Origin of the sequence: Plastoroseomonas arctica (assembly GCF_018128965.1) — a bacterium.
GTDB lineage: Bacteria > Pseudomonadota > Alphaproteobacteria > Acetobacterales > Acetobacteraceae > Plastoroseomonas > Plastoroseomonas arctica.
In genome coordinates this window covers 50,998-65,063 of sequence record NZ_JAAEDH010000005.1, presented here as the reverse complement: position 1 = coordinate 65,063, position 14,066 = coordinate 50,998, and the positions used below count along the sequence as shown (strand labels likewise).

The following is a 14,066-nucleotide window of genomic DNA, read 5'->3' as shown; positions in this document are numbered from 1 at the left end:
CATCGATGAAGTAGCCGCGGCCACCCATCAGCGGCGCGAGGCCACACCGGCTGAGGGGTTCGGAGTTCAACTCACTTAGGACCTCGCATTGCGTCCAAGCTCGGCCGCGAGAGGCGTTGCAGTCGCCCGTTGCCCGATGTTAGCGTCCGCAGCCGATCACCAAGACGGTGTGCGCCGGGCGCGCAGTGACGGAGGGACAGAATGGCCAAGCTCAACGTCAACGGACGCACAATCGAAGTCGAGGTCGAAGGCGATACGCCTTTGCTGTGGGTGCTGCGGGAGCAGCTCAACCTCACCGGGACAAAGTATGGTTGCGGCATCGCCCAATGCGGCGCCTGCACGGTGCATGTGGATGGCGCAGCGACGCGGTCTTGCTCCATGCCCGTCTCCGCCTTCGATGAGAACCAGAAGATCGTGACCATTGAGGGCCTTTCGCCCGACAGCAGCCATCCGATCCAACAAGCCTGGTTGGCGCTGGACGTGCCGCAATGCGGATTTTGCCAGCCCGGCATGATCATGGCCGCAGCCGCGCTCGTGGCCGCGACGCCGCGCCCGACCGAGGCGCAGATCCGCGAGGAGATCACAAATATCTGTCGCTGCGGCACCTATAATCGGGTGATCGCCGGCATTCAGCGCGCGACGACCGGCCCCGGCGCGGCCGGCTGAGGGGGGGCAGAGACATGAACGCCATCACCAAGCCACGCCGCCGCGCGGTTCTCGGCGCCACGCTGGGCGCCTTCACCTTCGGCTTCCACATCCCCAAAGCCAGCGCGCAGACCGCCGCCGCGGCCGCGCCGACCTCGCCCGAGGTGAATGCATGGGTCGTGGTGAAGCCCGACGACACGGTCGTCATCCGCATCGCACGCTCCGAGATGGGCCAGGGCACGCTCACCGGCCTCGCCCAGCTCGTCGCCGAGGAGTTGGAATGCGACTGGGCGAAGGTCACCACCGAGTACCCGACGCCCGGGCAGAACCTCGCGCGCGGTCGCGTCTGGGGCAACATGTCCACCGGCGGCAGCCGCGGCATCCGCGAGAGCCATGAATACGTGCGCAAGGGCGGTGCGGCGGCCCGCATGATGCTGGTGCAGGCGGCGGCTAATGCCTGGCGCGTTCCGGCCGGCGAGTGCACCGCCGCCGCGAGCGTCATCACCCACATGCCGACGCGGCGCACCGTGACCTACGGCCAGGTGGCGGAAGCCGCGGGCCGCCTGTCCGCCCCGGCGCTGGCCGAGGTGCCGCTGAAGGCCTCGACGGATTGGAAGATCGCCGGCCAGCCCGTCCCGCGCCTCGACACGCGCGCCAAGCTCAACGGCAGCCAAGTCTATGGCATGGACCTGAAGCTGCCAGGCATGGTGAACGCGGCCATTCGCGCCTGCCCGGTGTTCGGCGGCAAGGTGCGCGCCGTGGACAGCACGGCCGCCGAGCGCATGCCCGGCGTGAAGCGCGTGTTGCGCGTGGGTGACTACGCCGTCGCCGTCGTGGCCGACACCTGGTGGCGCGCCAAGACCGCGCTCGACGCGGTGACCATCACCTGGGATGAGGGCGAGCACGCCACCGCCTCCTCGGCGAGCTTTGCCGAGGTGATGCGCGCGGGCCTCGATGCCCCGCAGGCCGCCGTCGGCAATCAGGCCGGCGATGCCCGCGCCGCCATCGCCGCGGCGCCACGCAAGGTCGAGGCCATCTACGGCGTCCCGCACCAGAACCACGCCTGCATGGAGGTGATGAACGCCACTGCCGTCTGGACGCCGGAGCGCTGCGAAGTCTGGACGCCGACCCAGAATGGCGAGGCCGCGCACGCCGCCGCTGCGGAGGCCGCCGGCCTGCCGCCGGCGCGGTGCGAGGTGCACAAGATCCATCTCGGCGGCGGCTTCGGCCGGCGCGGCGCGGTGCATGACTGGGTGCGCCAGGTGGTCGATCTCGCCAAGCAGATGCCCGGCACGCCGGTGAAGCTGCTGTGGACCCGTGAGGAGGACATGGGCCAGGGCCGCTACCACCCCGTCACCATGTGCAAGCTCACCGCCGGGCTCGACGCGCAGGGCAACCTCTCTGGCCTGCACATGCGCATCTCCGGCCAATCGATCGTGGCCGGCATCTTCCCGCAGAACATCCGCGACGGGCGCGACCCGGTGGTCTTCCAGGGCCTCAACAATGCCGGCGGCGAGGCCGATATCGGCTACGGCATCCCCAACCTGCTGATCGACCACGCCATGCGCAACCCGCATGTGCCGCCGGGCTTCTGGCGTGGGGTCAACCTGAACCAGAACGCCATCTACCTCGAATGCTTCATGGATGAGCTGGCGCATGCCGCCGGCAAGGATCCGCTCGAATTCCGCCGCGCGCTGATGGCCAATTACCCCAAGCACCTGGCCGTGCTGAACGCGGTTGCAGCGCGCGCCGGCTGGGGCACGCCGGCGCCGGATGTCGGCGGGCAGCGCGTGTTCCGCGGGCTTTGTCAGACGCATGGCTTCGGCAGCTATGTCGCGGCCTGCGCCGAGGTCTCGGTCAGCGATGCGGGTGCGCTCAAGATCCACCGCATCGTCGCCGCCACCGACCCCGGCTACGCGGTCAACCCGCAGCAGATCACGGCGCAGGTCGAGGGTAGCTTCGTCTATGGCCTCTCGGCCGCGCTCTACGGGTCCTGCACCGTGAAGGATGGGCGCATCGAGCAGACCAATTTCGACAGCTACCCGGTGATGCGGATGGACGCGATGCCGAAGGTGGAAGCGATTCTGATGCCTTCCGGCGGCTTCTGGGGCGGCGTCGGCGAACCGACCATCGCGGTCGCCGCGCCGGCCGTGCTCAACGCCATCTTCGCGGCGACCGGCAAGCGGATCCGTCAGTTGCCGTTGCAGGACGCGGATCTGCGGCGCACCTGATGCGCTGGCGCCTGCTGGCGCTGCTGGCATGGCCCGCCATGGCCATGGCGCAGGAGGCACCGCCGGGTGCCTCGACCTGCCTCGGGTGCCATGCGTCGACGCGCACCGATGCCGCGATCCCTTCGCTGCGCGGACGCGACCCGGCTGACGTGGCCGAGGCGATGCGCGCATTCCGCGAGGGGCGCCGCCCGGCGACGCTGATGGACCGCCTCGCAAAGGGCTTCTCCGAGGAGGAGAGCCAGGCGATCGCCGCCTGGATCGTGCGATGAAGCTCACCCGGCGCGCCCTGCCGATGCTGCTGGCCGCACCTGCCCTGGCGCAGGCTGTGCCCAAGGTCGTGGTCATCGGCGGGGGTTTCGGCGGCACCAGCTGTGCCCGCGCGCTTCAAGGCCACGGCATTGCCGTGACCCTGGTCGAGGCGCGCGAGACCTACACCTCCTGCCCGTTCAGCAATGCCGTCATCGCCGGGCTGCGCCCGATCTCGACGCTGCGCTTCGGCTATGAGGGTCTTCGCCGCGCCGGCATCACCGTGGTCCATGGCACGGCGACAGGCGTCGCGGGGCGCGAGGTCGTGCTCGGCGACGGAACGCGGCTGCCGTTCGACCGCCTGGTGGTCTCGCCCGGCATCACCCTGCGCTTCGATGCGCTGCCCGGCTATTCCGAGGCGGCGAGCGAGACGCTTCCGCATGCCTGGCAGGCGGGCGCCCAGACCGAGCTGCTGGCGCGTCAGCTGAACGCGATGGAGGATGGTGGCACCGTCATCATGACGGTTCCCGAAAACCCCTATCGCTGCCCACCCGGGCCCTATGAACGCGCCAGCCTGATCGCGTATTTTCTAAAGACGCGGAAGCCCAGGTCCAAGCTGCTGGTCCTGGATGCGAAGGATGCATTCTCGAAGCAGCGGCTGTTCGAGGCCGCCTGGGCCGCGCTCTATCCCGGCATCCTCGAATACGTGCCGCTCTCCGGCGGTGGCAAGGTCACCGGCGTGGATGTCGGCGCGCGCCGCGTCACGACCGATTTCGGCGACCACGACGGTGCGGTCATCAACGTCATCCCGCCGCAGCGCGCCGGCGACCTGGCACGCGTGCTCGCCGTTGCCGATCGCAGCCTGTGGTGCCCGATCGATCCGGAGAGCTTCGAGTCGCGCCTCGTGCCTGGGGTGCACGTGATCGGCGATGCCGCCATTGCGGGTGCGATGCCGAAATCCGCCTTCGCGGCAAATGCCCAGGGGCGCGTCTGCGCCGCCGCGGTTGCCGCGCTCCTGCGCGGCACGCCGGTGCAGACACCGCGATTGCTGAACACTTGCTACAGCCTGGTCGCACCCGGCTATGGCATCTCGATCGCCGGCGTCTACCGGCCGGCGAATGGGCTGCTGACCGACGTCCCTGGCGCCGGCGGAACCTCCCCGCTCAACGCGCCGCCCACCACGCGCGAGGCGGAGGCGCACTACGCCGAGGACTGGTTCCAGACCATCACCACCGATGCGTTCGGCTAGCCTCCTGGTCGCGCTGCTGCTGGCGCTTCCGGCCATGGCGCAGGGGCTGCCCGAACCCCTCACCGACATGCCGGGCGATGCGGCGCGAGGTCGCGCCATCATCACCGACCGCATGCGCGGGCTGTGCCTGCTGTGCCATGCCGGGCCGTTCCCCGAGGAGCGCTTCCAGGGCAACCTGGCACCGAGCCTCGCCGGCGCCGGGGCGCGATGGGATGCGGCGGAGCTCCGGCTGCGGCTGATGGATTCGCGGCGCTTGAATCCGGCCAGCATCATGCCCTCCTACTACCGCACCGAAGGGCTGAACCGCGTGGCCCCTGCGCTGCAAGGCCGCACCATCCTGGCGGCCCAGGACATCGAGGACGTGGTTGCCTTCCTGGTCACGCTGCGTGAGGAGAGCCCATGAACACGCCCCGCCGCCTTTTGCTCCTTGCCGCACCCACCCTGCTGCTGCCGCCGGCCACCGCCCGGGCTTCTCCCGAGGCCATGGCGGCCGCGCTGCGCGAGTTCACCGGTGGCGCCGCGGTAACGCCCGGCCGCGTCGCGATGGACATCTCCCCGCTGGTCGAGAACGGCAACACCGTGCCGCTCTCCGTCATCGTCGACAGCCCGATGAGCGAGGCCGACCATGTGAGCGCCATCGCCATCTTCAACGAGCGAAATCCGCAGCCGCACGTCATCACGGCGCACTACTCGCCGCGATCGGGTCAGGCGCTGCTCGCCACGCATATCCGGCTCGCGACCTCACAGCGTCTGCTTGCGGTGGCGGCCCTCTCGGATGGCACGTTCTGGTCCGACAGCGCGCAGGTCATCGTGACGCTCGCCGCCTGCCTGGAGGGTTGAGATGGCCCGCGTCCTGATCAACATCCCGCGCGAGATCCACGCTGGCGAGACCATCACCATCCGCACCCTCATCCAGCATGGGATGGAGAGCGGCTATCGCCCCGGCGCCGACGGCAACGTCGTTCCGCGCGATATCCTGCGACGCTTCACCGCGCGGTTCGACGACGAGCCCGTCTTCGCCGCCGAGTTCTCGCCGGCCATCGCCGCCAACCCCTTCCTGTCATTCACCATGGTTGTCGCCGCCAGCGGCACGCTCACGCTGCGCTGGGAAGGCGATAATGGCTTCGACCAGACCGAGACGCGGCGAATCGCGGTCGCATGAAGCGCTGCCTGCTGATGCTCCTGTGCTGCCTCCCTGCCGCGGCCCAGCAGCGTCGCTCCAGCTTCGAGGACATGGCGCGCGAGACCCAGGCGCTGCAGCGCGACGACGCCACCAACCCCGCCATGCTGTGGGTGCAGGAGGGCGAGGCGCTGTGGTCCGGCGCCGCCGGCGCGGCCGGGTTCTCCTGCGCATCCTGTCACAGCGCTGCGGAGACCTCGATGCCGGGTGTCGCGGCGCGCTACCCCGCCTGGGACGATGCGCGTGGCGCACCGATCGACCTGGCCGGACGTATCGCGCAGTGCCGCGCGGAGCGTCAGGGCGCGCCGCCGCTGGACCGGGAATCGCCCGGGCTCCTCGCGCTGTCCGCCTATGTCGGCCTGCAGTCTCGGGGGCTGCCGATCGCCCCGCCGGATGATCCCCGCCTGGCGCCCGCGGTGGCGGAAGGTGCGGCGCTCTATGCCGAGCGCCGCGGGCAGCTCGATCTGTCCTGCGCACAGTGCCACGACGACAATGCCGGCCGACGCCTGGGCAGCAGCACCATCCCGCAGGCGCATCCCACGGGCTATCCGCTCTATCGCCTGGAGTGGCAAGGCCTCGGCTCGCTGCAACGACGCCTGCGTGGCTGCATGACGGGCGTGCGCGCGGAGCCGTTCCGCTACGGCGCGCCCGAATACATCGCGATCGAAGCCTTCCTCATGCGAAGGGCCGCGGGCATGGCGATGGAAACGCCCGCCGTGCGGCCATGAGCCCTGCGTAGCGGGCGCTGGAGCCTCGCCGCAGCTGGAACGGTTCTCCCCATCAACGAATTATCAGCACCGACCGGTCCCGTGCGCTGTTTGAAACACGGCATCGCGCGCCTAATGTCCGCGCATTCTCCGGAGCGACAATGTCTCTCACCCGTCTTCCGCCCGAATTGCCGCCGCCGCCCGAAGCGCTCCTGCAATCCTCCAGCCTGTTTCTCGATTTCGATGGAACGCTCGTGGAGATCGCCGCGACGCCGGACGCCGTCCTTGTCGATGCCGGGCTGCGTGACCTGCTAGCAGCGCTCGCGCGGCACTACGGCCCTCGCGTGGCCATCGTCAGCGGTCGCTCTATCGCGCAACTCGACGCCCTGATCGGCCCCGTCGCGCGCATGCTCGCGATCTCCGGCAGCCATGGCAGCGAACACCGTTTCGACGGTGGCGAGGAGAAGCCCCTTCGTCCGCGCAGCCTCGACGCCGTCGAGGCGCGCATGCGCGACGCGGCGGCGCGCCATCCCGGGGCGCTCGTCGAGCCGAAGAGCTTCGGCGTCGCGCTGCATTACCGCCTCGCCCCCGGCTTCGAAGGCGAGGCGCGGACCCTCGTCGAAGCGCTGGCCGCCGCGTCCGGGCTTGCCGTTCAGGCCGGCAAGATGATGGTCGAGGCGCGCATCCCGGGAAGCGACAAGGGCGTCGCCGTCACCCGTCTGATGCAGCGTGCCGGCATGGCCGGAACGAAGCCGGTCTTCCTGGGCGACGACCTGACCGATGAGGCCGGCTTCGAAGCCGCACGCGCACTCGGCGGCACCGGCATCCTCGTCGGGAACCCGCGTCCGACGGCCGCGGCCTATCGCCTGGACAACCCCGCGGCGGTGCGATCCTGGCTCGCGGGGGGCATGGCTTGACCGCCTCGCTCGATCTCTGGCCGATCGGCAACTGCCAGGTCTCCGCCCTTGTCGATCGCGCCGGCCGCTTCTCCTGGGCCTGCGTCCCGCGGGTGGATGGCGATCCCGCCTTCTGCTCCCTGCTCGATGACCAGCCCCGCGCGGGCGATGGCGCGCGCGGCTTCTGGGAGATCGACCTCGACGGGGTGACATCCACCAAGCAGCGCTACGTGCGCAACACGCCGGTGCTGACGACTCGCCACGCCGATGCGGATGGCAACGTCATCGACGTCATCGATTTCTGCCCGCGCTTCAGCCGCCATCATCGCCCCTATCGCCCGGTGGCCTTCGTCAGGATCGTCCGGCCCGTCGCCGGCAGCCCGCGCGTCCGCCTGCGGCTTCGACCGGCGCGTGCCTGGGGCAGCGCCGATCCCGAGCGGACCCGCGGGTCGAACCACATCCGCTACATCCTCGACGACATGACCTTGCGCCTGACGACGACCGCGCCCGTCGGATGGATCGAGGATGAACGGCTGTTCCGCGTCGAGCGGCCGCTGTACTTCTTCCTGGGTCCGGACGAGACCTTCGAAGGTGATGTCGCCGAGACGGTCGAGACCATGTTCGAGCGCACCGTTGCCGATTGGCGCCACTGGGTGCGCGGTCTCGCGACGCCGATCGAATGGCAGACCACGGTGATCCGTGCCGCAATCACGCTGAAGCTGTGCCAGCACGAGGAGACCGGCGCGATCGTCGCCGCGCTGACGACATCGATCCCCGAAAGCGCCGACTCCCAGCGCAACTGGGACTACCGGTATTGCTGGATCCGCGACGCCTACTACACGGTCCAGGCCCTGAACCGCCTCGGCGCGCTAGACGTGCTGGAAACCTACCTCGAATACCTGCGCAACATCGTGGACAACGCGAAGGGCGGCCATATCCAGCCGCTCTATGGCGTGGCCGGAACCGCCGCGCTCACCGAACGGATGGAGACCGGCCTCAACGGTTATCGCGGCATGGGTCCGGTCCGCGTCGGCAACCAGGCCTATGAGCAGGTCCAGCACGACGCCTATGGGCAGATCGTGCTCTCCAACGTCCAGGCCTTCTTCGACCAGCGGCTGTACCGGATGGCGGGGATGGAGGATTTCCGCGCGCTCGAGATGGTCGGCGAACGCGCCTGGCTTGCGCATGACCAGCCCGATGCCGGGCTGTGGGAGCTGCGCACGCGCAGCAACGTCCACACCTATTCCTCGGCGATGTGCTGGGCCGCCTGCGACCGGCTCGCCAACGCCGCGACGACGCTCGGCCTTACGGACCGCGAGGCGTTCTGGCGCGAGCGTGCGGCCGCCATTCGCACCACCATCGAAGCCGCCGCCTGGCGCGAAGGCACCCAGCGGCTGTCGGCGACCTTCGGCGGCGATGATCTCGACGCGAGCCTGATCCAGCTGCTCGACCTGCGCTTCCTCACCCCGGCCGACCCGCGCTTCCGCGCGACGCTGGAAGCGGTGGAAACGGGGCTTCGGCGCGGCTCCACCATGCTGCGCTACGCGACCGAGGATGATTTCGGCCTGCCCAAGACCGCCTTCAATCTCTGCACCTTCTGGCTCATCGAGGCGCTGCACGCCACCGGCCGCATCCTCGATGCCCGCGCCCTGTTCGAGGAGATGATCGAGCGCTGCACGCCGGCGGGGCTGCTCTCCGAGGGCATCGACCCGCTGAGCGGCGAGCTGTGGGGAAACTATCCGCAAACCTATTCGCTTGTCGGCTTGATCAATTGCGCCTGCTTGCTGAGCAAGCCCTGGAGCTCCGTCCGATGAGCCGTCTGGTGATCATCTCGAACCGCGTCTCGGTGCCGACGTCGGATGTGGGCGGCGCGCAGGGCGGGCTGTCGGTCGCGCTCGCCGCGGCGCTGCGGGAGAGCACGGGCATCTGGTTCGGCTGGTCGGGCGAGGAGACCGCCCATTTCTCCGGCCACATCAACTTCCAGCGCAATTTCGGCGTGACGACGGCGACCATCGACCTCGAGGCGCAGGATATCGACGAGTACTACAACGGCTACGCCAACCGCACGCTGTGGCCGCTGTTCCATTACCGGGTCGACCTGGCCGAGTTCGAGCGTGGCTTCGCCGGCGGCTACGAGCGGGTGAATGCGCGCTTCGCCGACACCGTCGCGCCGCTGATCGAGGCGGAGGACCTTGTCTGGGTCCACGACTACCACCTGATCCCGCTGGGCCAGAAGCTGCGCGAGCGCGGCTGCCGCAATCGCATCGGCTTCTTCCTGCATATTCCCTGGCCGCCGACGCCGCTGCTGCTGTCGCTGCCCAGCCACCGCGAGCTCGTGCAATCGGTCTTCGCCTACGACGTCGTCGGCTTCCAGACGCTGGATTCGCTCGAGGCGTTCCGCGACTATGCGCGCGTGCAGCTGGACGCGGAGTTCGGCGAGGATGGCAGCGTCACCCATGAGGGTCGCACCATCCGCGCCATCGCCTGCCCGATCGGGATCGATACCGCCGAGTTCCGCGCCAGCGCGACCAGCGAGGTCGCGCTGGGCGTCTTCGAGCGGATGCGGCTCAGCGCCAATGGCCGCACCATGATCATCGGCGTCGATCGTCTCGACTATTCGAAGGGGCTCGAGGAGCGGTTCCTCGGCTATGAGCGTTTCCTGGGTTCGCATCCGGACCAGCACGGCGCGGTGTTCCTGCTCCAGATCGCGCCGCCGTCACGCGCCGACGTGCAGAGCTACCAGGAAATCCGCGCGCATCTCGATGCGCTGTCCGGGCGGATCAACGGCGAATTCGCCGACGCCGAGTGGGTGCCCATCCGCTACGTCAACAAGGGCCATCGGCGCGACCAGCTCGCCGGGATGTATCGCGCCGCGCGGATCGGGCTGGTCACGCCGCTGCGCGACGGGATGAACCTGGTCGCGAAGGAATACGTCGCCGCGCAGGACCCGGCGGACCCGGGCGTGCTGATCCTGTCGCGCTTCGCCGGGGCGGCCGAACAGTTGGTCGACGCGTTGCTGATCAATCCGCACTCGCCCGAAGACATGGCCGACGCCATCGCGACCGCGCTCGCGATGCCGCTCGCCGAGCGCATCGCCCGCTGGCGCAGGCTGATGGACAACATCGAGGCCGAAGACGTGATCTGGTGGCGCCGCCGCTTCACCGAGGCGCTGGAGGCGGCGCGGCCGCATCCCCTGCCCCCAGGCTGAGCTGCGCGGATCCGCGGACCGCTCCTCAATACTCGTAGGAATAGCTCAGGCCGAGCCGGTCGCCCGCCTCGCCTGTCTGGGTCTCCGCCTCGAGCCGCAGCCGGGGCGTGAGCTCGACCTGCACGTTCACGCCCGGGGTGGCGGTGCTGGTCCCCTGCCTCACGCCGACATAGACGCCCGGCGCGACATAGCGGCCCGCTTCCACCGTGGCCCCGCCGCCCTGCTGGCTCTGCCCGGCCGAGAGGCGGTCGAGCCCCAGCAGGGCCCGGATGCGCGCGGCGGGGGTCTGGCTTTCGGTGATCACGCCGGCAAGCTGCCCGAGCGCCTGCGTCAGGCTCGCGATCTCGAATGGCGACAGGCGGCTTGTCTCCCGGTCGAACAGCAGCCGCGCCAGCGCTTCGTCCTGCGGCAACTCCGGGACTGCGCTGAGGGTGAGCTGCGGTGCCGAGGGCTGGCCGGTGATGGCGAGCGTGATGGTGTGCGACCGGCTGCGCGTGCTGGCGAGAAAGTCGAGGCTCGGCATCAGCGTGCCGGCGTCGAAGCTCACCACGCCCCGGGTGAGGTTCAGCGAACGCCCGGCGAGATCGAAGCTGCCGCGCCGCAGCCGGAAGCTGCCTTCGGGCAGGGGCGCGGCGAGGTTGCCGCGCACGGTGATCTCGCCGCCCAATTCGGATTCGAGTCCGCGCCCGCGCACGAAGATGGCGCGCGGCGCACTGATGGTCACATCGAGCCCCAGGGGCGGGCCTGGCGGTGGCCCCGGCCGGGCATTGCCCCGAGCCACCGGCGCCGGGCGGCCAGGCGGGCGTGGCCCGACCTCCCGCACGGCACCGATCTGCGGGATGTTCGCGGCGAGCTGCTCGGGGATGCGGATGTCGACGCGCAGCAAGTCGACGCGGCCAGAAAGACGGCCGCCTGCCATCAACGGACCGGCGACGCGCAGGTTCGCGTTCAACAACACCTCGGCCAGCTCGGACCGCACTGGCCGCGCGCGCTCGGCGGTGAAGGTGAGGGAAGCGGGAATATCCTGGCCCAGCGGTTCCACCCAACCCTCGGCCGCGAGCCGGCCGCCGCCGGGCGTCGTCGCCGCGAAGCGCTCGACGACCAGCCGCTGACCCGCGGCGCTCAATCGCGCGGTGATGTCGTTGATCTGCACGCCCAGCTCGGAATCGGCATAGCGGCCGCCGGCGAGCTCGGCGCTGCCGGAAAGCTGCGGCGCGTTGGGCGTGCCCGAGACGCGCAGGTCGAGCGTGGCGCGCCCGCTCGCCCGGGCCGCGCTGCCGGCCAGCACCGGGGCGGTGAGCACGGCGACATCTAGGCGCCCACGCAGCCGTGCCTCGGTCGCGGCGTCGGCGCCGAGCCCCCGCGGCTGCGCCGCCTCGAGGGTCAGCGCGATGCCCGGCCCAGCGTCGAGCCGCGCTTCGAGCCGGGCCGCGGTGGCCGAGGCGGTTCCCGTTGCCGTCAGCTGCGCGAGAGGCAGCGTGGGTGCCGCGAGCGCACGCAATCCCGTTCCTCGCAGGTTGAACCGGGCGTCCGGGTTCGCGAGTGGCCCGCTGGCGGTCACCTCGCCCGACAAGACGCCTTCGGCCGCACCGCCGCTGAACGGCGCCAGCGGCAGCGCCGTGAGTTCCGCGCGCGCCGTCAGCGCATCGCCGCGGGTCTGTGCCTGGAGGACGAGCCTGCCGCCGCGCGGCGAGATGAAGCGCGCCGAGGCCAGCGTGATGTCGCCATTCGCCTCGCGCCGCAGCCGCGCGCCGCCCTGCAGCGCCACGGATTCGGGACCGGCGCGCAGCTCGAGCCGGCTGATCGCCGCCTCGATCGCGTCGCCGATGCTGATGCGCGCCGCGGCCTCCAGACCCGCCTGCGCATTCGCCGCGCTCAGGCGCAGCTCTGTGGCCGCGAGCGTGCCATTCGCTTCCAGCGCAACGCGGCCCTGCTGGCCGCCCAGCCGCAGTGCCGGACCTTCCACGCGCAAGGTGAGGCCCTGCGCCGCCGGGCCGGTGGCGCCGGGGATGGCGACGGCGCGCGCCGAGGCCGTGAGCCGGCCGCCGAGCCCAGGCGCGAAGCGCGCCAGGTCGGGCAAGGTGAGGTCCAGCGCGCCGGCAAAGGGGCCGCCGACCGGGCCCTCGCCCTCGCCGCGCACGGTCGCCCCGGCCCAGCCGGCGTCGAGGCCGCTCACCCGGAAGCGGCCATCCGCCGTCGCGGCGTCGAGGCGCAGGGTCAGCGGCTGGCGGTCCAGCCGTCCTTCGGCCTCGGCATGCAGCGCGTCAAGACGAGCGTCGATCGCCAGACGCAGCGCTTCCACCAGGCGGCCGCCGGCGCGCAGGTGCTCCGTCTGCAGCACGGCCCGGGCGCGCGGGGCCTCGGCGGTGCCGGTGACGCGCCCTTCCAGCGTCACCCGGCCCTCGGCGCTGGGTGGATCGACGACGCTGCCGCGGATGGCGAGATCGAGGTCGCCCACGGCGGCGCCTTCGGCCGCAAGCTCGATGCGCGCGGCACGGAGAGCGATGCGCACCGCCCGGCCGCCCTCGGCCGCCCGCGCGGCCAGGGTGACGCTATCCCCAAGCAGGGGATCGGCGGGCGTGCCCGTGCGTGGCTCGGTGATGGCCGCGTCGATTTCGGCCGAGGGCGCGGCGAGCGTGCCGCCGAGACGCGCATCGAGGCGCGCCGACGCCCAGGAAAGCCCTGGTAGGAGCAGGGCCTGAAACACCTCCGGCGTCGCGAGGTCCAGCCGCCCGGTTCCGGAAAGACTACCGTCGGCACCCGCTCGGGCGGAACCGTTCAAACGACCGGCGGGTGTCGTGACGGCCAGGCGCTCGACGGTCCAGCTCGCGTCCGGCGCCTGGCGCAGCGCGATGCCGAGGACCACTTCCCGGGCGAGGGGCTGCAACGTCGTCGGCAGGAAGGCGCCGGGCGTCGCCCGCAGCTCGCCGGTCAAGGCGAGGCCGCCCGCGACGTCCAGGGTGCCCTCGCCTTCCAGTCCGGTGTCGCCGAGCTGGGCGCCGAGGCGCCAGCGGCCCGCCTCCAGGCGCAAGCGAGCCTCGAAGCTGGCCTCCGCGCGGCCCGCCATCGTCGCCAGCACACCACCGGCGGGCTCGGCCGCGTCCAGCCGGGCCGTGAGTGCGCCGTCGGCGAGCCGCGCATCGAGCTGGATGGTGCCCGGCTGATCAAGGCGCGTGACCGCAAGCCGCGCCACCGCCTCGGTGTCGGCGACCTGCACCGCGCCGTCGACCGAGAGCACCGCCGGCCCACCGGGGACAGCCTCACCCAACTCGAGGCGGGACACCTGCAGCGTATCCAGGCGAATGGCGACGGGCAGCCGCGGCAGCTCCGGCAGCGTGATGGCCGCGGGTTCCTCCGGCACGGGCGCAGGCGTCTCCCCGGCGGGCAGCCGCACGATCCGGACCCGGGCGGCGCTGAGCCGGGACACATGCGCCTCGCGGTGAAACAGGGCCAGCCAGTCGAAGTCGAGCCGGACGCCCTCCAGCAGCAGCCAGGGTCCATCGGCGTCGGCCATCTCGGCGCGCGCGAGGGAGAGCCGCGACGGCAACGGGCCTTCGACGCCCTCGAGCGTCAGACCCGGCACCGCCCACATGGCGACGCGACCCAGCTGCGCGCCACCCCAGGGTGTCGCGAGGATGATGATCAGCAGCACCGGCAGCAGGATCAGCACACCCAGCGCACGGAGGAGGAACCGGACCATGCGT

The 14,066-nt window shown here is 70.9% G+C and carries 12 protein-coding genes; 11 read left to right on the top strand and 1 reads right to left on the bottom strand.

The features are described from left to right. Nucleotides 1-201: 201 nt before the first annotated feature. The 11 genes from GXW79_RS06190 (at nucleotide 202) to GXW79_RS06140 (ending at nucleotide 10,362) form a co-directional block, all read left to right on the top strand. Nucleotides 202-666, top strand: coding sequence for a (2Fe-2S)-binding protein (locus tag GXW79_RS06190; protein WP_211873482.1), 465 nt, complete (start codon nucleotides 202-204; stop codon nucleotides 664-666). 14 nt (nucleotides 667-680) lie between these two features. After that, nucleotides 681-2,876, top strand: a complete 2,196-nt coding sequence (locus GXW79_RS06185; protein ID WP_211873481.1) for a xanthine dehydrogenase family protein molybdopterin-binding subunit — start codon at nucleotides 681-683, stop codon at nucleotides 2,874-2,876. Then, complete coding sequence (locus GXW79_RS06180; protein ID WP_211873480.1) at nucleotides 2,876-3,145, top strand: c-type cytochrome; 270 nt, start codon at nucleotides 2,876-2,878, stop codon at nucleotides 3,143-3,145. Before GXW79_RS06185 ends, GXW79_RS06180 begins: the two co-directional genes overlap by 1 nt. Further along, nucleotides 3,142-4,371, top strand: a complete 1,230-nt coding sequence (locus GXW79_RS06175) for an NAD(P)/FAD-dependent oxidoreductase (protein ID WP_211873479.1) — start codon at nucleotides 3,142-3,144, stop codon at nucleotides 4,369-4,371. Before GXW79_RS06180 ends, GXW79_RS06175 begins: the two co-directional genes overlap by 4 nt. After that, on the top strand, nucleotides 4,358-4,774 hold the full coding sequence (soxX, locus tag GXW79_RS06170) for a sulfur oxidation c-type cytochrome SoxX (RefSeq protein ID WP_211873478.1): 417 nt from the start codon (nucleotides 4,358-4,360) through the stop codon (nucleotides 4,772-4,774). The genes GXW79_RS06175 and soxX overlap by 14 nt, the downstream gene beginning before the upstream one ends. Beyond that, nucleotides 4,771-5,211 carry a SoxY-related AACIE arm protein gene (locus tag GXW79_RS06165; protein ID WP_211873477.1) on the top strand — a complete coding sequence of 147 codons (441 nt, stop codon included), beginning with the start codon at nucleotides 4,771-4,773 and terminating at the stop codon, nucleotides 5,209-5,211. The genes soxX and GXW79_RS06165 overlap by 4 nt, the downstream gene beginning before the upstream one ends. A 1-nt stretch (nucleotide 5,212) precedes the next feature. Then, nucleotides 5,213-5,533 (top strand): thiosulfate oxidation carrier complex protein SoxZ, encoded by a 321-nt coding sequence (gene soxZ / locus GXW79_RS06160; RefSeq protein ID WP_211873476.1) that lies wholly within the window; start codon nucleotides 5,213-5,215, stop codon nucleotides 5,531-5,533. Then, nucleotides 5,530-6,279: a sulfur oxidation c-type cytochrome SoxA gene (gene soxA, locus GXW79_RS06155; protein WP_246503772.1), complete on the top strand. Its 750-nt coding sequence runs from the start codon at nucleotides 5,530-5,532 to the stop codon at nucleotides 6,277-6,279. Before soxZ ends, soxA begins: the two co-directional genes overlap by 4 nt. 140 nt (nucleotides 6,280-6,419) lie before the next feature. Then, on the top strand, nucleotides 6,420-7,175 hold the full coding sequence (otsB, locus tag GXW79_RS06150) for a trehalose-phosphatase (RefSeq protein ID WP_211873475.1): 756 nt from the start codon (nucleotides 6,420-6,422) through the stop codon (nucleotides 7,173-7,175). Beyond that, nucleotides 7,172-8,968 (top strand): glycoside hydrolase family 15 protein, encoded by a 1,797-nt coding sequence (locus GXW79_RS06145; protein WP_211873474.1) that lies wholly within the window; start codon nucleotides 7,172-7,174, stop codon nucleotides 8,966-8,968. The genes otsB and GXW79_RS06145 overlap by 4 nt, the downstream gene beginning before the upstream one ends. Beyond that, a complete protein-coding gene (locus GXW79_RS06140) occupies nucleotides 8,965-10,362 on the top strand; it encodes an alpha,alpha-trehalose-phosphate synthase (UDP-forming) (protein ID WP_211873473.1) in 1,398 nt (465 codons plus the stop codon). Before GXW79_RS06145 ends, GXW79_RS06140 begins: the two co-directional genes overlap by 4 nt. 25 nt (nucleotides 10,363-10,387) lie before the next feature. On the opposite strand, the gene GXW79_RS06135 is transcribed toward GXW79_RS06140, so the two are convergent. After that, nucleotides 10,388-14,062, bottom strand: coding sequence for a translocation/assembly module TamB domain-containing protein (locus GXW79_RS06135; protein ID WP_211873472.1), 3,675 nt, complete (start codon nucleotides 14,060-14,062; stop codon nucleotides 10,388-10,390). Nucleotides 14,063-14,066: the final 4 nt, after the last annotated feature.